Raw genomic sequence first — 18,726 nt, 5'->3', positions numbered from 1 at the left:
GATGGCACACAGCGGGGGCAGGGAACGCGGCGCCTACCACCACGGCGACCTCGCCGCCGCGCTGGTCAGGGCGACACTCGACATAGTCGACGAGGTGGGGGTGCGCGGCTTCTCCGTCGCTGAGGCCGCGCGCCGCACCCGGGTGAGCCCCGGGGCGCCGTACCGCCACTTCGCCGATCGCGACACGCTGTTGGCGGCCGCCGCCCTGGAGGTCTCGCGCAGGCTGCGGACGATCCATCTCCAGGGCGTGGCCGCGGCCACCTCGCCCCAGGAGCGCCTCGCCATGGTCGCGGGCAGCTATGTGCGCGCGGCGGCCGTCCACCGGGGCGCGTTCGACCTGCTCTTCGCCCCCGGCCTGCGCGCCCACCACCTGGAACTGCGCGACAGCACCAGGGAGTTCATCGACCTGCTGCTGCCGAGCGCGTTCGACGTGGTGCCGCCGGACCGGGCGGCGAAGGCCGCCGTCGAGCTGCTCGAAGCGCTCTCCGCGCTGGCGCGCGGCTATGTCGCCCTCCTGCTCGACGGAGTATTCGGCGAACCCGACGCGGTGGCGGCGGAGGTCGCCGCCCGCGCCACGCGGGCGGCCCGCGCCATGGTGGACGGATACGGGCTCCCGGACGCGGGGGCTCAGGCGCCCGGCGGATCCTGACGCCTGCGGCGGGCCCTTCCCCACCCCGCCCCTTCCCGCAGTGTCGATGTGCGGCTCCGCCGCGTGTGGGCTGGTCGGTGGGCTGTAGGCGAGCTGTCGACCGGCTGTAGGGGGCGGCTGGGAGCGTCGTGGACACAGGCGGACACGCCCGGATGCCGTGGCCGCCGTTCACACCCACTGCCTTCAGGAGGCTCGGTGCAGCAGTCGTTGCCGGTCCGGTTCATCCAGGTCACCGAGGTACGGCGGATCACCCCGCGCATGGCGCGCGTGACCTTCGGCGGGGACGACCTCGCCGACTTCGTCTGCGACGCGCCCGACCAGCAGGTCAAGTTGTACTTCCCCAGGCCGGGCCAGTCGGCGCCCCGCCTTCCGGAGCCCGGCCCGGACGGCGATGTGATGCGGTGGTACGAGGCGTACCAGGCGATCCCCGAGGACGAGCGGCCGTGGATGCGGAGCTACACCATCCGGGCGCATCACGCGCACAGCCGGACGCTCGACATCGACTTCGTGCTGCACGGAGCCGGAGCCGGGGACGGGCACGGCGACGGGGACGGGGACGGGGACGGGCACAGCGACGTGGGCCCTGCGACCAGCTGGGCGCTGACGGCCGGGCCCGGCGACACGCTCGGCATGTTCGGCCCGTCGGCGGCCTTCGCCCGCCCCGTGCCGCTCGGCGAGGCCGACTGGACGCTGCTGGCCGGGGACGAGTCCGCGCTGCCCGCGATCGGCACGCTGATCGAGGCGCTGCCCGAGGGCGCCCGCGCGGTGGCGTACATCGAGGTCGCCGACGCGGCCGAGGAGCAGCGCTTCACGACCGCCGGCGAGGTGGAGGTGCACTGGCTGCACCGGAACGGGCGCCCCATTGGAGGCAATGGGGCGCTGCTCGACGCGGTGCGTTCGGCCCCCTTCCCGCCCGGCTCGGTGTTCGCGTGGCTGGCCGGTGAGGCGGGGGCGGTACGGAGCCTGCGCCGTCATCTGGTGGGCGAGCGCGGCATCGACCGGCGGTCGATCGACTTCACCGGCTACTGGCGGCTGAAGCTCACCCAGGACGACGCCCCGACCGAGGAGGACCTGGCCGAGGCGCGGGAGCGGGTGGCGGACGCGCAGGCCGAGCAGAACGGCTGAGCCGGGCCCGCCCGGCCCGGCGTCACACGAGGGCGGCGGCGTCCCGCACCGCGAGGCCGCCGCCCTCGGCGTAGGCGCGCTCGTACGCCCCCGCGTCCAGCACCCGGCGCAGCTCCGCCTCGGCCCGCTGCCGTACCTCGGCGGCGGCCGAGAGCGTACGGAAGCAGAAGCCCTCCATCACGGGCCCGTGGTCGTAGGCGCCGAGCAGCCGCGCCCCGTCCTCCGCCGCGCCCAGGTGCGCCTTGGCCCAGGCGGCGCTGATGAACTGCTCGGCGATCAGATGCGGGGCGACCAGATACGCCAGGGGCTCCAGCGAGCTCACGGCCTGCCTCAGCCGGCTCCGGGCGCGCTCGTACGCGCCGTCCACGCAGTCCAGCCAGCCGTGCAGACCCGCCACCATGCCGGTGAGAATCGCCGGGGTGGTGGCCGGAAACGCCTGCTCCAGCAGTTCCAGCTGGTCGCGGGCGGCGCCGGTGCGGCCGGTGCGGCCGAGGTGCTGGACCAGCATCAGCCGCGCCGTGTCCAGGGTCTCCCCGGCATACCGGCCCGACTCCACCACCGCTTCGCGCAGCAGCCGTTCGGCCTCGGCCGCCTCCTCCGCGTCCCGGGCGGTCTCAAGACGTACGGACGCCAGCCTGGCCTCGAGCGCCGGGACCTGGGGCTGTGCGCCGCCCCGCGCGGAGACCTCGATGGCGCGGGCGAAGTCGGCGGCGGCCTCCTCGTACCGGCCCCGCCACTCGTACGCCTCGCCGCGCGCGGACAGCGACTCCGCGATCCCCCAGGGATCACCGGCCCGTTCGAACTGCCTCAGCGACTGGTCGGCGTCGTCCACCGACCGCTCGGTCCCGCCGGGGCGGTCGTACCGCGTCCTGGCGCGCATCAGCAGGGCGAAGCCGAGCTCCCAGGGGTGGCCCAGCTCCCGGCAGCCCCGCACCATGTCGTCCAGCGTCTCGCCGAGGCTCGCGGCCCGGCCGGTGAGGAGCTTGGCGGAGAACCACACGAAGCCCGGCTGGCGGAAGGTCTGCGGCAGGCCCGGCCGGTACGCGTCGACGATCCCGCGCAGATACTCCTGGCCGCCCTCCCAGTCGACGGAGGCGCCACCGCTCTCTCCGCTGCTCGCGAAGACCAGCAGCCGCACCCCGCGCCGGGCCTCCCACAGCTGCTCCTCGGACCAGGGCGGCGGCCGGTCGGTGCAGGGCTCGGCCAGCGGCACGGCGGGCCGCACGGGCGGGAGGAAGGGGTCGGGGCCGAGCGCGGCGACGGCGGGAGCCCAGGAGCGTACGTCGCCCAGGTGGTTGCGCTGCTGCCAGAACCAGCTCATGGACAGCGCCAGGCACAGCCCCTCCTGCTCCTCCCGCAGCGCCACGGCCCGGCGCAGCGCGGCCCGCAGATTGTCGTGCTCCGCCTCGAACCGCCGCAGCCACCGCGCCTGTTCCGGGCCGCGCAGCAGCGGGTCGCCGACGCGGACCAGTTCGCGGAAGACGGTCAGATGCCGCCGCTCGACGGCCTCCCGCTCCCCGGCCTCCGCCAGCCGCCGCGCGGCGTACTCGGCGACGGTCTCCAGCAGCCGGTAGCGCATCCCGCCCGGCCCCTCGGGGACGGCGAGCACGAGCGACTTGTCGACGAGGGAGCTCAGGATGTTCAGGGTGTCCAGGGCGTCCTTCGGGGCGGGATCGGCCCAGTCGCCCGGGGCGCCCCCGTCGGCCCAGTCGCCCGGGGCGCCCACCGCGCAGACCGCCTCGGCCTCCTCCAGCGCACAGCCGCCCGAGAAGACGGCCAGCCGCCGCAGCACGGTCCGCTCGTCCTCGTCCAGCAGGTCCCAGGACCAGTCCACCACCGCCCGCAGCGTCCGCTGCCGGGGCAGCGCGGTCCGGTGGCCGCCGGTCAGCAGCCGGAAGCGGCTGTCCAGCCGGTCGGCGATCTGGCGCGGAGTCAGCGCCCGCAGCCGGGCCGCGGCCAGCTCGATGGCCAGCGGGAGGCCGTCGAGGCGACGGCAGATCTCCACACAGGCGGGCCGGTCGTCGGCCACGCCGAACCCGGGGCGCACGGCGGCGCCGCGCTCCGCGAGCAGCCGCAGCGCCACCTCGCCCGGCAGCGGCTCGACGGGCCGTGCCCACTCGCCCGGCACGCCCAGCGGCTCCCGGCTGGTGGCCAGCACGGTCACGCCCGGGCAGCCGGTGAGCAGCGACCGGGCCAACTCGGCGGCGGCGCCGATCACATGCTCGCAGTTGTCCAGGACGAGCAGCATCCGGCGCCGACCGCAGTGCTCCACCAGCTCGGCGAGCGGCCCTGGCGCGGCGCCCTCGGCCGCCCGCAGCTCCCGGGCGCCGGGCCCCCGCAGCGCCGTGTCGCGCGCCCCGACGGCGGTCAGCACCGCCTCCGGCACGGTCTCCCCGTCCCGTACGGGCGCCAGCTCGGCCAGCCACACCCCGTCCGGCCAGGCCCCGGCCGCCGCCTCGGCGGCCTCCAGGGCCAGCCGGGTCTTCCCGACGCCGCCGGTGCCCATCAGGGTGACCAGGCGCCGGGCGCGCAACTCGCCTGCCAACTCACCCAGTTCGGCCTCGCGCCCCACGAAGGTGGTGAGCCGGGGCCGCAGATTTCCCGGCCCGCGCTGCCCGCCATCCGCGGCGGGCCCAGCACGCTGGTCGTCCTGCCATGTGCTGTCGGACCCACCGCGCTCCCCGGCACCGCCTTCGGCGTGCCACGCCATATCGCCTTCGGCGTGCCACGGCTCGCCGCCCGCGCCGCGCCGCTGCGCGCCGCCGTCCCCGCCGAACTCCCGCCCACCGCACGCGCCATCCCGCTCCATGCCACCCTGCCGGGCGCCCTGTCCCAAAGCGCCCCGCGCGCTGTCACGGCGCCCGCCGCGCTGCCCGCCGTATCCCTGTCCCTGTCCGCCGCGGCCGCTCTGCTCAGGTCGTGGCCAACCGTCGTGCTCCCCGCGCCGTTTCGGGCCGTCCTGCCCGGCGCGCCCCTGCGCGCCATTCCCGGGATGCCGCCCCACACCTCCCGGCCCACCGCTCCCCCCGCGCCGACCCGAGCCGTCCCGCGCGTCCTGTCGCCACGCGCCACCCGACCCGCCCCACCCGCCGGACCGCGCCGGGCCCTCCGCGGCGAGCGGGGCCGCGTCTTCGGCGAGCAGTTCGGCGTGCAGGGCGCGCAGTTCGCCGCCCGGATCCGCGCCGAGTCGATCGGCGAGGCGGAGCCGGACCTCCTCGTACGCCTGCAAGGCCTCGGCACGCCGGCCGGCGGCCCGCAGGGCGCGGATCCACAGGGCCTGAAGCGGCTCGTCCAGCGGCTCCTGGCCCGCCAGCGCCGCCAGTTCGGCCAGGGCGCCCTCCGCGCCGCCCAGTGCCACCTCCGCCGCCAGGCGGTCACGGCGCGCCTGGGCGTGGCGCCGTTCGGCCCGTATGGCCACGGGCCCGCCACGCGACGCGGAGGACACGCCTCCGCCCGCGCCCGGGAGGTCCGCGAGCAGCGGCCCGCGCCACAGCTCGAGCGCCTCGTCGAGCAGCGCGGCGGCCAGGCGCGCATCGCCCGCGCCGAATGCTGCGGAGCCCTCCGCCGCCAGCCGCTCGAAGCGGAACAGGTCGATATCGTCCTTGTCCGCCACCAGGCGGTAGCCGCCGGGCACCGAGGCCACCGCCTCCTTGCCCAGCGCCCGCCGCAGCCGTCCCACCAGCGCCTGCACCGCCGCCACTTCGTCGGCGGGCGGCGCCTCGTCCTCGCCCCACAGCTCGGCGGCCAGCTGCGCCGTGGACGCCGGCCGGCCGCCGCCCAGGGCCAGCGCGCCCAGCAGCGCCCGCAGCCGGGCGCCGCCGAGCGGCACCTCGGTGCCGTCCGGACGGAGGGCCTGGGTGGCGCCGAGGACGCGGTAGCGGTAGTTCACCCGCCCATTGTCACCAACCGACCCGCACCGTCCCGCATCGCGAAATCATTTTCGTCCCGCTCGCGGCCGTGGTGATACTCCGGCCATGGACCTCTCCCTGATCGCCGCCTTCGTGGCGGCCGCGTTCCTGCTCAGCGTCGCCCCAGGCCCGGACATGCTCTTCATCGTGGCCAACGCCACGTCCGGAGGCCGCCGCGCCGGGGTGGTGGCCGCCCTCGGCATGTCGACCGGTCTGGCCGTGCACACGCTCGCCGCGGCGCTCGGCCTGAGCGCGCTGTTCCGGGCCGCCCCTGAGGCGCTGGAGGTGGTGCGGCTGGCGGGCGCGGTGTTTCTGATCTACCTCGCCGTCACCTCCTGGCGGGCGGGTCGCCGTACGCCGGGCGGGGAGCAGGACACTGCCGCCGCCACCGCCACCGCGCCCCGGCGGCCGCTGCGCAAGCTCTACCTGATGGCGACGCTGACCAATGTGGCCAATCCCAAGGTCATCCTCTTCTACCTGGCGTTTCTGCCGCAGTTCCTCACCGTGGGCGACGGGGCGTGGCCGGTGTGGCTCCAGCTGCTGACCCTCGGCGGGCTGTTCATCATGATCGGGCTGCCGGTGGACGCCACGGTCGGGCTGGCCGCCGGGAGCCTGGCCGACAAGCTCCTCAGCCGGCCCTCGTTCCGCCGCCGGCTGGAGCGGGCCTCGGCCGTGGTCTTCGGCGGTCTCGCCGTCCGTCTGGCGCTCGACAGCCGCTGAACGACAAAGAGCGACGAAATATAGCCAATCCCCCGCCTGCGCCGTGGCCGCTCAGAGTCGTCTCCCCGGAAAACAACAAGGTCCGGCCCCTCTTCCGGTTTTCGTCCGAACCGGGATATCCATGAGGTGAGCGGCCGGACACCGGCCGTGATCGGCGACGTCGGGAGGACCTTCGACCATGAGCGACACAGCGCGGCCGGACGGCGGACAGAACGGCTGGTACGTGGACGACCGCTGCACGAACTGCGATGTGGCCCGGCAGCTCGCCCCCGGGCTGATCGGCGAGGCTGCCGACGGCCGCTCGCGGGTGCTGCGCCAGCCGCGCGACGAGGCCGAGAACAGGCTGCTGCACACCGCCGCGTACGCCTGCCACGTCCGGTCGATCCGCCCGCCGTCCCGGCGGCTCGACCCGGAGCTCGACCCGTTTCCGATGGCCCTGGACGACTCCGTGTACCTGTGCGGACACAACTCCACGCAGACCGCCGCGGCCAATTCGTACCTGCTGCGCCGCCCGTCGGGAAACGTCATGGTCGACACGCCGCGCTGGAGCGAGGCGCTGGCGGAGCGGTACGAGGCGCTCGGCCCGGTGACCGAGGTGCTGCTCACCCACCGCGACCACGCCGCGCACGGCCGCCGCTGGGCCGACCGCCTCGGCGCCCGGCTGTGGATCCACGAGGGCGACCTCGCCGCCGCCCCGGACGCCGACCGGGTGCTGCGCGGCACCGAGCCGGTCGAGGTCGCCGACGGCCTGGTCGCCCATCCGCTGCCCGGGCACACCGAGGGCAGCGTGCTCTACCTCGCGGACGACCGGTACTGCTTCAGCGGCGACAGCCTGTACTGGTCGCGCACCACGGAGGACATCGAGGTCGTGGAGAGCGTGACCTGGTACTCGATCGAGGAGCTGGCCGCGTCCCTGGCCCGCTCGGCGCCACACCTGCGCTTCGAGTGGCTGCTGCCCGGCCACGGGGACCGCAGGCGGCTGCCCGCCGACGAAATGGCCCGCCGCCTGGCGGGGCTGACGGACCGTGTGCGGGCGCTGCGGCCCCAGCCGATCGACTTCTCCGCCGTCCGCTGGTGACCCGATAGGCTGGAACACGGCATTCCGGCGCTCACGCCACTGCCTCTCCCCCCGCTCCCCAGGAGGGCGGTATGAGCAGATACCCGCAGGTCCGGGGCCGGGCCCGAGCCATCGAGGGGGCGGTCGTCCGGCGGGGCGACCCCGGTTACGAGAAGCTCCGCGCGAGCATGGTGTGGAACGAGCTGACACCGTCCCGGTCCCCGGATGTCATCGTGGTGGCCGCCTCCGAGCGGGACGTTCCCGAAGCGGTGCTGCTGGCCCGCGCGAGCGGCATGCGGATCGCCGTACGGGCGGGCGGGCACAGCTGGTGCGGCTCGTCGCTGCGCGAGGGCGGAATGCTCATCGACCTCTCCGGGCTGCGCCGGTACGTGATCGACCCGGCGGCCCGGACGGCCCATGTGCAGCCGGGGGTCACGGGCGGGGAACTCGCCGCCCGGCTGGCCCGCTACGGCCTCGCGTACGCCACGGGGCACTGCGAGTCGGTGGCGATGGGCGGCTATCTCCTCAGCGGCGGCCTCGGCTGGAACTCCGGCGCCTGGGGCCCGGCCTGCGCGAGCGTCCGGCGCGTCGAGGCCGTCACCGCGGACGGCGAGGTGGTCGGGTGCGACGCCGGGGAGAACGCGGATCTGTTCTGGGCGGCGCGGGGCGCGGGGCCCGGCTTCTTCGCCGTCGTCACCGGCTTCGACCTCGCCCTGCACCCGCTGCCCGGGGCCGTCGCGACGACTTCCTACGCCTTCCCCCTCGCCGGCACCGAGGAGGTGGCGCGGCACATCTCCGGGGTTTCGGAGGAGCTCCCGGCCGAGGTGGAGCTGACGATCCAGCTCGCCACGGCCGACCCGGCCGTCTTCCCCACAGCCCCCAGGACCCCGGTGATCACCGTGTCCGCCGTGGCGTTCGCGGACTCGTGGGAGGAGGCCGTCCGCCTCACCGAGCCCCTGCGGAGCTGCCCCGTCGTGGCACGGGCGCTGTTCCGCCGCGAGAGCGAGCCGGCCTCCTTCGCCACGCTGTCCGGCGGCGCCTCGTCGGCCTGGCCCGCCAAGCACCGCTTCGCGGCGGACACCCTGTGGTCCGACGACCACCTGGGGGCGCTGCTGACCCCGCTCGCCGACGCCATCGCCGCCGCGCCCTCCGGCAAGTCGTCCGTCCTGGCGCCGTTCCGGCCCGCCTCCCGGGACGAGCGGCTGCTGGGCGACATGGCGTTCTCGGTGCTCGGCAGGTCGTACGTCGTGCCGTACGCGGTGTGGGACGACCCGGGCCGGGACGGGGCGAATGCGCGGTGGCTGCGGGAGGCCATGCGCCGGGTGGAGCCGCTGGGCACCGGGCACTACATCGCCGAGGCCGACCTCACCGCCGCCCCCACCCGCGCCGAGCGGTCGTACACCCCGGCCGACTGGCGGCGGCTGCGGGAGGTGCGGGCGCGGTACGACCCGGACGGCGCCTTCCACTCGTACCTGAGCCCGGGCCCAGCCCCGCCCTAGTCCGACAGCGTGCGCATCAGCGGGGTCAGCGCCGCGCCGACCAGGGTGGCCGTGGCGATGGAGCCGAGGGTGATGCCCCACGCCACGGGGCCCAGCGGGGTGGAGCCGAAGAACTGGCTGACGCCCGGCGTCTGGACGATGCCCGCGAGGACCGCGGCGGAGCCGAGCCCCGCGATCAGGACGTGCCGGTCCAGGCCGCCGGTGGCCAGGGTCTGGGCGAGCTGGGTGCCGACCAGGGCGACGAGCGCGACCGTGCTCGCGCGGCGCCCCCGGCCGGTGAGCCGCGCGCCGGTCCAGGCCATGCCCGCCCCGAGGGCGGTGATGACGCCGCGCAGCAGCATCTCGTGGGTCAGGGCGGTGCCGAGGGAGCGGTGCGGCCCTTCGCGCAGCAGCCGCTCGCCGGTGTGGCCGGTCGGCTCGCGCACCGCGATGGCGAGCGCGGGCGCGAGGTCGGTGAGCAGGTTGACCAGCATGATCTGCCGGGCGCTCAGCGGTGTGCCGCCGGTGAGCGCGGCGGTGACCACGCTGAAGGTGACCTCCCCGAGGTTGCCGCCGATGAGGATGGCGAGCGCGGCCCGCACCGAGGCCCACATGGCCCGCCCCTCCATCAGCGCCGAGACGATGGTCTCCAGGCGGTCGTCGCCGACGACCAGGTCGGCCGCGGCGGTGGCGGCGGGCGTGCCGCGCCGGCCGAGGGCGATCCCGACGTCCGCGAGGCGGATGGCGGGCGCGTCGTTGGCCCCGTCGCCGGTCATCGCCACGACCCGCCCCAGGCGCTGGTAGGCCTGGACGATGCGGACCTTGTGGTGCGGGCTGCACCGGGCGATCACATCGACGGCGGGCAGCAGTTCGTCGAGGGCCGCGTCGTCGAGTTCGTCCAGCTCGGGCCCTGTGCACACCTTCGGCTCGGGGACGTCGCTGACGGTCGCCGCGATGGCGTCCGCGGTGGCCGGGTGGTCGCCGGTGAGCATCACCGTGTGCACGCCCGCCTCGTGGAGCCGTCTGGTGGCGGGGGCGGCGCTGGTGCGGACCGGGTCGGCCAGTGCGATGAACCCGAGGAACACCAGGTCCCGCACGGCCTCGTCGGTGAGCTCCTCGTCGTCCGCCATGGGGCGCTCGGCCACGGCCAGCACCCGTCGGCCGGCCCCGGCGAGCTCCTCGGCGCGGTCGGTGAGCTGCTCGACGGCGGCGGGGTCCAGCGGGGACTCCGCGTCCCGGGTCCGCCGGCGGGCGCAGCGGCGCAGCACGTTCTCCGGTGCGCCCTTCACACTCAGGATCAGGCCGTGCGAGTCGCGCCCGGCGGTGGCGTGATAGGCGCGGGACGGCTCGAAGGGCAGGGCGTCGGTGCGCCGCCAGCGGGGGGCGCCGTGCCGTACGGTGACGCGGGCGCGGCGGGCGCCCGCCATCACCGCGCGGTCGGTCTGGTGGGCCATGGGCTCCGCCTGCCGGGCGGGCGGGGTGGCGCGGAGCGCGGCGGCGAGCACCGCCTTGCGCGGGTTGTCGAGCCGGTCGGCGGGCAGTTCGACCTCCCCGTCGCCGACGGCCGCGAGTTGCAGATTGCCCTCGGTGAGGGTGCCGGTCTTGTCGAAGCACAGGATGTCGGCGCGGCCGAGCGCCTCGATGGTGCGGGGGTTGCGCACCAGCGCGCCGAGGTCGGCCAGGCGGCGGGCGGCGGCGAGCTGGGCCGCGTTGACCAGGAACGGCAGCCCTTCGGGTACGGAGGCGACGGCGAGGTTCACCGCGGAGGCGAGCGTGTCGGTCACCTTGCGGCCGTGCAGCAGCGCGGCGCCGGACACCGCTGACGCGGAGCCGATGGCGATGGGCAGGCTGGCGCGGGTCAGCTTGGTCAGCCGGGCCTCCACGCCGGTGACGGGCGCGGCCTGGCGCGCGGTGGCGAGGCTGCGGCCGACCTCGGTGGAGGTGCCGGTGGCCACCACGACGGCCAGCGCCCGCCCCGCGGAGACGGTGGTGCCCTCGTAGAGCATCGAGCGGCGCCCGGTGATGTGGGCGGCGGCCACCGGTGCCGGGTCCTTGGGCACGGGGAGGGACTCGCCGGTCAGGGAGGACTCGTCGACCTCGACGCCCTCGGCCTCCAGCAGCCGGCAGTCGGCGGGCACCACGTCCTCGGGGCGCAGGGTGATGATGTCGCCGGGCACCAGGTCCCCGGCGGCGACCAGCCGCTCGGCGCCGCCGCGGCGTACCCGGGCGCCGATGGCCGAGCGGGAGAACAGCTCGGCCAGGGCGCGCTCGGTCCTGACCCGCTGGACCCCGCCGACCAGGGCGGAGGTGCCGGTGATGGCGGCGACCAGCGCGGCGTCGGTGCGCGATCCCACGGCGGCGGCCAGCGCGGCCCCGGCGGCGAGCACCGGGGTGAGGGGGTTGGCCAGCTCCTCGATGAACGCCGAGGGCAGGCTGGTGCGGGTCGGCTCGCCGGTGCGCGGGGCGCCGTGGGCGCGGGTGGCGGCCTCGGCGCCGGTGAGCCCGTCGGTCCGGGTGTCCAGGCGCTCCAGGACGCGCCGGACGGGCATCAGATGCCAGGGGACGGAGGTCACCGGTGGCGCCAGGGGGCGTGCGATCAGCTGCTGGGCGCGCCAGTTGCCCATGCAGAAGGCGATGGTCCCGGCGACGTTGCTGGCGCTGGTGGCGCGCGGGGCGGCCTGCCGGCGGGGGGCGTTGAGGGCGGCGACGGCGCCGACGCCGCTGCCGCCCGCCGCGAGCGTGGCGCTGTCCCGGTCGACCCGGGCCGCCACCCCGACCGCGTCCACGATCACCCCGGCCGACTCCAGGTCGGCGCCGACCAGCAGATGTGCTCCCCAGGGCGGGGGCTCGCCCTCGCGGTGGGTGCCGATGGCGCAGTCCGCGGCGCCCAGCGCCCGGCGGTTGCCGGACAGCAGCAGCACCACCGCACCGTCGGCCTGGAGGGCGCGCACCGAGGCCACGAGGCGCCCTCCGGCGGGCACCACCGCGTCGGCGAAGGTGAACGCCGGGTGCGCCCGGTCGGTGGCCAGGACGACGCGGGCGCCCGCCCGGCGGGCGGCGGCGGCCACGGCCTCGGCGCCCGGGACGGTCTGCGCGGCCAGCCCCACCACGGCCCGCAGACGGCTCCCCTTGGCCAGGCCGAGGACGCGCTCGCTGCCCTTGCCGCGCAGTCTGGCGGCGGCCTGGCCGCCCGTACGGCCCGTCAGGTCGAGCCGGTCCGGCGGCCCCAGCGCCCAGCCCTGGCCGTTGCGGCGGACTTCGAGGGGGCCGTCGGAGTCGAAGAGTTCGAACAGCCGCTCGGCGGCCTGCGGGGCCTCGGCCCCGCCGAGCACTTCCATGTCGATGGGCTCGTACCGGTCGCCGCGCAGCGCCTCCTCGTCCAGCACCACGGTGTCGACCTGGCCGAGCCGCCGCAGCGCGCCGCGGTCCATGGCCACCACGCCGCGCAGCGCGAGGAAGCGGCCGAGGTTGGTCGCGAAGCCCTCCCTGCCCGCCCCCGGCGCCTTGGGGATGGAGGCCAGCGCCACGGCCAGGCCGCGGCGGGGGCCGGCGAACGGCACGGCGAGGGCGCCGGCGACCGCCCCGGCCCGCAGGGACCGCTCCGCGTAGCGCGTGGTCGCGTCCCTCGGGGGCGGTCCGGGGCGCTCGACGACGATCGGCTCGGCCACGACGTCCCGCGGCCCGTGCACCAGCCGCGGCTCCGCCGCTTCCCATGCCTCGCTCTCCGCGGCGGCCTCCCGCCACTGCGCCAGGCGCTCGATCACGTCCAGCGCGAGCCCTCCGCCGCGGGTGGCCACGCCCTGGGTCAGGGCGCTCATCGCGGTCAGGGCCGATTCGGCCCGTTCCGCGCCGCCGATCGCCGCGGCCAGCCGGCGGATCCGGGGGTGGTGCTGGAGCAGGGAGGCCAGCGCGCCCACCTCGTGGGGCAGTTTGAGCCAGGGAGCCAGGCGCAGCGCGGTGGCGAGCGTCAGACCCACGGCGTCCGCGGTCAGCGCGGACACGGACTCGGGCGTGTTGGGCCCCTCGGACGGGTGCTGCGGCTCCGGGAGCCACTCGTCGAACTCCCCGGCGACGGCGGCTGCCAGCTCCTCGGCCTGCTCGACCAGGGCGACCAGCTCGGACTCGCGCGGCGGCGGGGAGGCGACCGACACCACGACGCGTTCGGAGGGGGCGTTGACCCGCGCCCACCGGACGCGGGGGTGTGACTCGAGCGCTCTCTCCACGCGGTGGCCCACGTGCTCGCCCCCGATGCCGTGCACCCCCCGGACCTCGATATAGCAGCGCCCGGGGTGGGACCAGACCCCGCGCCGTGGCAGCCTGACCAGCCGCCCGACCAGCCCGGCCGCGCCGCGCACGCCGGCGGTCACCCCGCTGGTGAGCGGCGTCAGCAGCGGGGTGACCACCGGGATGTGCAACCCCGGCAGCCCCGGCAGTCCTGACAGCCCCGACCGTGATGACGCTGACATCGACGCGGCCTCCCTAGACGTCGCCCGGCAGCCGCCCCCATTCGGCGGAAGATGAATCCCGATTACCCTGAAAAGTGAGTAATTACCGAAACGTCAACCATGTGTGGACGTGAGATCTGTGAGTACTCCCACCATTTCCCGCAAGCGCGGGTCCTCGGACAAGACGAAGACAGCGCCCCGGCGGAAGGCGACAACTGAGCGGAAGGCGACGACGGAGCGGAAGGCGACGACCCAGCGGAAGACCGCACCGGCCGCGAAGAGCACGGCCGCGGCGAAAGGCACCAAGGCCGTGGCGAAGGCCGGGAAGGTCACCAAGGCCGCGGCCGACGGTCAGCGGTCCATCACCATCACCGTCCCCTCGGCGGGGCGCGTGGCGGGCGGCCTGGCCGACGCGGCGCTGCTGCCGGTGGCGGTGGCCCGCCGGTGGCTGCCCGCCCAGGGCGGCCTGCCGCTGTATGTGGGCCTGGGGCTGCTGGGCGCCGCGGACGCGCTCGAATGGCCGGTGGCCGTGGGCATCGGCATCGGCTACGCGGTGCTGCGCCGCGGCGGCGCCATGGCACCGCCCTCCACCGCCCGCCGGACCGCCGCCCGGGCGGCCTGAGCCGCGAACCGGGGCCCCGCCCCAGCCCTCGGGGGCCCAGGGGCGAAGCCCCCGAGATCGGCCCGTCGCATGGTTTTGCCCGGTCTTTACGGTATCAACCGTGATGCTGGCATATAGCACGCTTTGGGGTGAAACTTGAACCTCGAAAGAGGGAGTTTTTCCTCGGGGAAGTGATGATGTGCCCGTCAGCTGGGACGACACCGCCGCCCTCACCGATGCCCATGACCGTTTTCTGGCGGGGAGGCTCGTCAGGCGCGCCGTGCGTCCGCCGATCCTCAGCTCCTGGGAGCGCTGCCGGTCGCTGGGCATCGCTGCCGACCACGTGGAGGTGCTGTACCACACGGAGCTGGACCTCGGCGGCAGCCTCGCCGATGCCGCCCGGCCGGTGCTGGACCGGCTCGAGACCCAGGTCTCCGGCATCCGGGTGAGCGCGGTCCTGTGCGACCAGGACGCCCGGGTACTGGAGCGCCGGGTCGGCGAGCACTCGCTCAACCGCTTTCTGGACTCCCTGAACCTCGCCCCCGGCTTCGCCTTCTCCGAGGAACTCACCGGCACCAACGGCATGGGCACCGCGCTCGCGGCCCGGCAGCCCGCCTTCGTCTGCGGCCGGGAGCACTTCGCCGACATCATGCGGCAGTTCGCCTGCGCCGCCGCCCCCATCCGCGACCCCCTGAGCGGGCGGGTCGTCGGCGCGCTTGACCTGACCTGCAACCATCGCCATGCCGACGCGTCCATGCTGGGCCTGGTCCACCAGGCGGCGGTCGACGTGGAGCAGCGGCTGCTCGACCGGATCACCGCCCGCGAGCGGGCCCTGCTCGCCGCCTTCCCCCGGGGCAGCCCCCGGGAGGCCGCCGACGCCCTCGGCCGACGGGACCGGCTGGCCCTGGAGGAACTGGCCATGCAGCTGATCGCCGCGGGGCACGCCGGGGTGGCGGAGGCGTGGCTCCCCGGGGGCCGGGGCGTCACGCTGTGGTGCCACGAGGCGCGGAGCCGGTCGGGGGCGACGGGCTTCCTCGTGGAGGCCGTGCTGCCCGGCGGCGGGCTGCACCGATGCGCCCCGCAGGACAGCCTGGGCTCCCCCGACGCCATGGGTCCGCCGGGCGGACCGGGCGCGGTCCCCGTCGCCCACGCACCGCTCGCCCACGCACCGCTCGCCCCGGAAACGTCCGCCCCCGCAACGCCCGGCCCCGAAACGCCCGGCGCCGAAACGCCCGTCGGCGGAACGCCCGGCCCGGAGATTCTGGTCCCGGAGACGCTCGTCCCCACCGCCCGCTCCGCCGACGCCCCCGCCCCGTTCGGCGAGCAGCCCCGGGGCGAGCCGCTGGCCGTCGGGGAGCCCGGCGTCAGCCGGCTGGCGCTGCTGGCCCGGGAGCGGCTGGGGCTGCTGTGCGAGGCGGGGGTCACGGTCGGCACCACCTTGGACGTCACCCGCACCGCCGAGGAGCTGACCGAGGTGGCCGTGCCGCGGTTCGCCGACTATGTCGTCGTGGATCTGCCGGACTGTGTGCTGCGCGGCGAGGAGCCGGTACGGACCGACGGCCCGCTGCGCCGGGTGGCGATGGCGGGGGCGGGCATGGCGTCCCACCTGTATCCGGTGGGCGAGTCGGTCGGCTACGTCCCGTCGACGCCGCAGGCCCGCGCGCTCGCCACCGGCGACCCCGTGCTCGAGCCCTATCTGCACGAGGCCCACGGCTGGCTGGCCCACGACCCCAACCGCGGCGGGCGGGTGCTGCGGGCCGGGATCCACTCGCTGATCGCGGTGCCGATGCGGGCCCGGGGCGTCGTCCTGGGCGTGGCCGGGTTCTATCGCTCCGCGCTCAAGCAGCCCTTCGAGGAGGACGATCTGTCCTTGGCCGAGGACCTGGTCAGCCGCGCCGCCGTGTGCATCGACAACGCGCGGCGCTTCACCCGCGAGCACGCGACCGCCCTGGCGCTCCAGCGCAGCCTGCTCCCCCACGGCCTGCCCGCGCAGCACGCGGTGGAGGCCGCCCACCGCTATCGGCCCGCGACGACCGGGGTCGGGGGCGACTGGTTCGATGTGATCCCGCTGTCCGGGGCCCGGGTGGCCCTGGCGGTCGGCGATGTGGTCGGGCACGGTCTGCACGCGACGGCGACCATGGGGCGGCTGCGTACCGCGGTCCACAACTTCTCGGCGCTGGATCTGGCCGTCGACGAGGTCCTCACCCAACTCGACGACCTGGTCTGCCGGTTGGACCCGGAGGCGATGGGCCGGGACGGCATGGGCGCGGAGGGGCCGGCCCCGGACGCACCGTCCCCCGGAGGGACCGAATCCGCAGCAGGGCCGGACACAGCGGACTCGGGGCATGAGCCGGGCATCGTCGGCTCCGGGTGTCTGTACGCCGTCTACGACCCGGTGACCCGCCGCTGCACCGCCGCCCGGGCCGGACACCCGCCGCCCGCCCTCGTCCTGCCCGACGGCACCGTGGAGTTCCCCGACGTGCCCCCGGGGCCGCCGCTCGGCGTGGGTGGCCTGCCGTTCGAGACCGCCGACTTCGAGGTCCCCGAGGGCAGCCTGCTGGTGCTCTACACCGACGGCCTGCTCACCGGCGCCACCGGCCGTGACGCGGAGGTCGGCTTCGAGCGGCTGCGGACCGTCCTCGCCCGCGCGGGCCGCACGCCGGAACAGGCCTGCGACGCCCTGGAGTCGCTGCTTCCGGACCGTCCCGCGGACGATGTGGTACTGCTCGTGGCCCGCACCCGGGCCCTGGCCGACGACCAGGTCGCCGTCTGGGACCTGCCCGCGGACCCGGCCGAGGTCTCCCGGGCGCGCCAGGAGGTCCTGGACCGGCTGACCGAGTGGGGGCTGGAGGAACCGGCGTTCACCACCGAACTGATCGTCAGCGAGCTGGTCACCAACGCCATCCGGTACGGCCGCGAACCGCTACAGCTGCGGCTGCTCCGCGAGCGCGCGCTGATCTGCGAGATGGCCGACGGCAGCAGCACCTCCCCTCGGCTGCGCCGGGCCCGCACCACCGACGAGGGCGGCCGCGGGCTGTTCCTGGTCGCCCAGCTCGCCCAGCGCTGGGGCACCCGCTACACCGAGCACGGCAAGGTGATCTGGACCGAACAGCCGCTGCCCCGCGGCGGGGTGCGCTGACCTGGATCAGCTGATGACGCTCCGCTGACCTGGGCGCGCTGACCTGGTGGGCCGTCAGCGCAGATCCTTCACCCGGCGGATCTTTCCGACGGAGCGCTCCAGCGACTCCGGCTCCACGACCTCCGCCTCGACGGTCAGCCCCACCCCGTCCTTGACCGCCTGGGCGATGGCCCGCTCGGCCGCCGCGCGCGCCTCGGGCGTGGCCCCGGGGCGCGCCTCGGCCCGTACGGTCAGGTGGTCCATCCGGCCGCGCCGGGTCAGCAGCAGCTGGAAGTGCGGGGCGACGCCGGGGGTGCGCAGCACGATCTCCTCGATCTGACTGGGGAAGAGGTTCACCCCGCGCAGGATGATCATGTCGTCGCAGCGGCCGGTGATCTTCTGGATGCGGCGGAACGCGGGCCGGGCCGTGCCGGGCAGCAGCCGGGTCAGATCGCCGGTGCGGTAGCGGATGACGGGCAGGGCCTCCTTGGTCAGCGAGGTCAGGACCAGCTCACCCTCCTCGCCGGCGGCCACCGGCTCGCCGGTGACCGGGTCCACGATCTCGGGGTAGAAGTGGTCCTCCCACACATGCAGCCCGTCCTTGGTCTCCACGCACTCCTGGGCCACCCCCGGGCCGATCACCTCGGACAGCCCGTATATGTCCACCGCGTGGAGGCCGGCGCGCTCCTCGATCTCCCGGCGCATCTCCTCCGTCCACGGCTCGGCGCCGAAGACGCCGACCTTGAGGGAGGTGGTGCGCGGGTCGATGCCCTGGCGCTCGAACTCGTCGAGGAGGGTGAGCATGTAGGAGGGGGTGACCATGATGACCTCGGGCCCGAAGTCCTCGATGATCCGCACCTGGCGGGCGGTCATCCCGCCGGAGGCGGGGACGACGGCACAGCCGAGGCGCTCGGCGCCGTAGTGGGCGCCGAGGCCGCCGGTGAACAGGCCGTAGCCGTAGGAGATGTGCACCATCTGGCCGGGGCGTCCGCCGGCCGCGCGCAGCGAGCGGGCGACCACCTCGGCCCACATGGACAGGTCGTTCTCGGTGTAGCCGACGACGGTGGGGCGGCCGGTGGTGCCGCTGGAGGCGTGGACGCGGCGCAGCCTGGAGCGGTCCACGGCGAGCATCCCGAAGGGGTAGGCGTCGCGCAGATCGGCCTTGGTGGTGAGGGGGAAGCGGGCCAGGTCCGCGAGCGTGCGGCAGTCCTCGGGTTCGATGCCGGCCGCGCGGAACTTCCTCCGGTACGGCTCGACATGGTCGTGGACCCGCCTGAGGGTGGCCCGCAGCCGGGCGAGCTGGGTCTCGCGCAGCTCTTCCGGCCCCATCCGTTCGGCGGCGTCGAGGAGCTCGGCCGGCGGCGGGGACCCCAGTCTGCGTCCGCCACCCGCGGCAGTCGTCGAATCCGTCATGCTGGCACCACCCCAAGGAGCCGACCGACCATTCGGTTTAGCGCGCGACGCGATCAAGTAATCCAGCAACCGACGGGGCTGTCAAGGGTCGGCGCGGCCGCTCCCTTGTCCCCTATATATGGGGACGCTGCGGAGGGCCTCGCGGAGGGGCCCTATATAGGGGACAGACAGAGGGAACAAACGGGGCGGATCGGCGAGGGGCGGCAGGCGGG

Annotated in this window: 10 protein-coding genes; 7 read left to right on the top strand and 3 right to left on the bottom strand. The window is 75.6% G+C overall.

What is annotated here, in order from left to right; translation table 11 throughout:
- Nucleotide 1 precedes the first annotated feature (1 nt).
- Both ABTY62_RS28765 and ABTY62_RS28760 read left to right on the top strand, forming a co-directional pair.
- Nucleotides 2–649, top strand: a complete 648-nt coding sequence (locus ABTY62_RS28765; protein WP_352132317.1) for a TetR/AcrR family transcriptional regulator — start codon at nt 2–4, stop codon at nt 647–649.
- Nucleotides 650–844: 195 nt separating this feature from the next.
- Complete coding sequence (locus ABTY62_RS28760) at nt 845–1,774, top strand: siderophore-interacting protein (RefSeq protein WP_352132316.1); 930 nt, start codon at nt 845–847, stop codon at nt 1,772–1,774.
- A gap of 22 nt (nt 1,775–1,796) precedes the next feature.
- Here ABTY62_RS28760 and ABTY62_RS28755 read toward each other — a convergent pair whose 3' ends face one another.
- On the bottom strand, nt 1,797–5,663 hold the full coding sequence (locus ABTY62_RS28755; RefSeq protein ID WP_352132315.1) for an AfsR/SARP family transcriptional regulator: 3,867 nt from the start codon (nt 5,661–5,663) through the stop codon (nt 1,797–1,799).
- A gap of 85 nt (nt 5,664–5,748) precedes the next feature.
- On the opposite strand from ABTY62_RS28755, the gene ABTY62_RS28750 reads away from it, so the two are divergent.
- The 3 genes from ABTY62_RS28750 to ABTY62_RS28740 all read left to right on the top strand — a co-directional run bounded on the left by ABTY62_RS28750 (nt 5,749) and on the right by ABTY62_RS28740 (nt 8,958).
- Nucleotides 5,749–6,402: a LysE family translocator gene (locus ABTY62_RS28750; protein WP_352132314.1), complete on the top strand. Its 654-nt coding sequence runs from the start codon at nt 5,749–5,751 to the stop codon at nt 6,400–6,402.
- Nucleotides 6,403–6,580: 178 nt separating this feature from the next.
- Nucleotides 6,581–7,480 carry an MBL fold metallo-hydrolase gene (locus ABTY62_RS28745; protein WP_352132313.1) on the top strand — a complete coding sequence of 300 codons (900 nt, stop codon included), beginning with the start codon at nt 6,581–6,583 and terminating at the stop codon, nt 7,478–7,480.
- Nucleotides 7,481–7,551: 71 nt separating this feature from the next.
- Nucleotides 7,552–8,958 carry an FAD-binding oxidoreductase gene (locus ABTY62_RS28740; RefSeq protein ID WP_352132312.1) on the top strand — a complete coding sequence of 469 codons (1,407 nt, stop codon included), beginning with the start codon at nt 7,552–7,554 and terminating at the stop codon, nt 8,956–8,958.
- Here the strand turns inward: ABTY62_RS28740 and ABTY62_RS28735 are convergent.
- A complete protein-coding gene (locus ABTY62_RS28735; protein ID WP_352132311.1) occupies nt 8,955–13,403 on the bottom strand; it encodes a cation-translocating P-type ATPase in 4,449 nt (1,482 codons plus the stop codon). The genes ABTY62_RS28740 and ABTY62_RS28735 overlap by 4 nt on opposite strands.
- A 109-nt stretch (nt 13,404–13,512) precedes the next feature.
- Between ABTY62_RS28735 and ABTY62_RS28730 the strand changes: the two genes are divergently transcribed.
- Together ABTY62_RS28730 and ABTY62_RS28725 are read left to right on the top strand one after the other, a co-directional pair.
- Complete coding sequence (locus tag ABTY62_RS28730) at nt 13,513–14,004, top strand: hypothetical protein (RefSeq protein ID WP_352132310.1); 492 nt, start codon at nt 13,513–13,515, stop codon at nt 14,002–14,004.
- Nucleotides 14,005–14,182: 178 nt separating this feature from the next.
- Complete coding sequence (locus ABTY62_RS28725; RefSeq protein WP_352132309.1) at nt 14,183–17,122, top strand: SpoIIE family protein phosphatase; 2,940 nt, start codon at nt 14,183–14,185, stop codon at nt 17,120–17,122.
- A gap of 54 nt (nt 17,123–17,176) precedes the next feature.
- On the opposite strand, the gene paaK is transcribed toward ABTY62_RS28725, so the two are convergent.
- On the bottom strand, nt 17,177–18,514 hold the full coding sequence (gene paaK, locus ABTY62_RS28720) for a phenylacetate--CoA ligase PaaK (protein ID WP_311725351.1): 1,338 nt from the start codon (nt 18,512–18,514) through the stop codon (nt 17,177–17,179).
- Nucleotides 18,515–18,726: the final 212 nt, after the last annotated feature.

The organism is Streptomyces sp. NPDC097640 (assembly GCF_040302705.1).
Taxonomy (GTDB): Bacteria; Actinomycetota; Actinomycetes; order Streptomycetales; family Streptomycetaceae; genus Streptomyces.
Note: the sequence above shows the minus strand (reverse complement) of the source record. Positions and strands in the feature narration are given on the sequence as shown.

Excerpts from the sequence above, each read along its gene's own strand:
- ABTY62_RS28765 (WP_352132317.1), top strand. The coding sequence starts at position 2 with ATGGCACACAGCGGGGGCAGGGAACGCGGCGCCTACCACCACGGCGAC.
- ABTY62_RS28750 (WP_352132314.1), top strand. The coding sequence starts at position 5,749 with ATGGACCTCTCCCTGATCGCCGCCTTCGTGGCGGCCGCGTTCCTGCTC.
- ABTY62_RS28745 (WP_352132313.1), top strand. The coding sequence starts at position 6,581 with ATGAGCGACACAGCGCGGCCGGACGGCGGACAGAACGGCTGGTACGTG.
- ABTY62_RS28740 (WP_352132312.1), top strand. The coding sequence starts at position 7,552 with ATGAGCAGATACCCGCAGGTCCGGGGCCGGGCCCGAGCCATCGAGGGG.
- ABTY62_RS28735 (WP_352132311.1), bottom strand. The coding sequence starts at position 13,403 with ATGTCAGCGTCATCACGGTCGGGGCTGTCAGGACTGCCGGGGCTGCCG.
- paaK (WP_311725351.1), bottom strand. The coding sequence starts at position 18,514 with ATGACGGATTCGACGACTGCCGCGGGTGGCGGACGCAGACTGGGGTCC.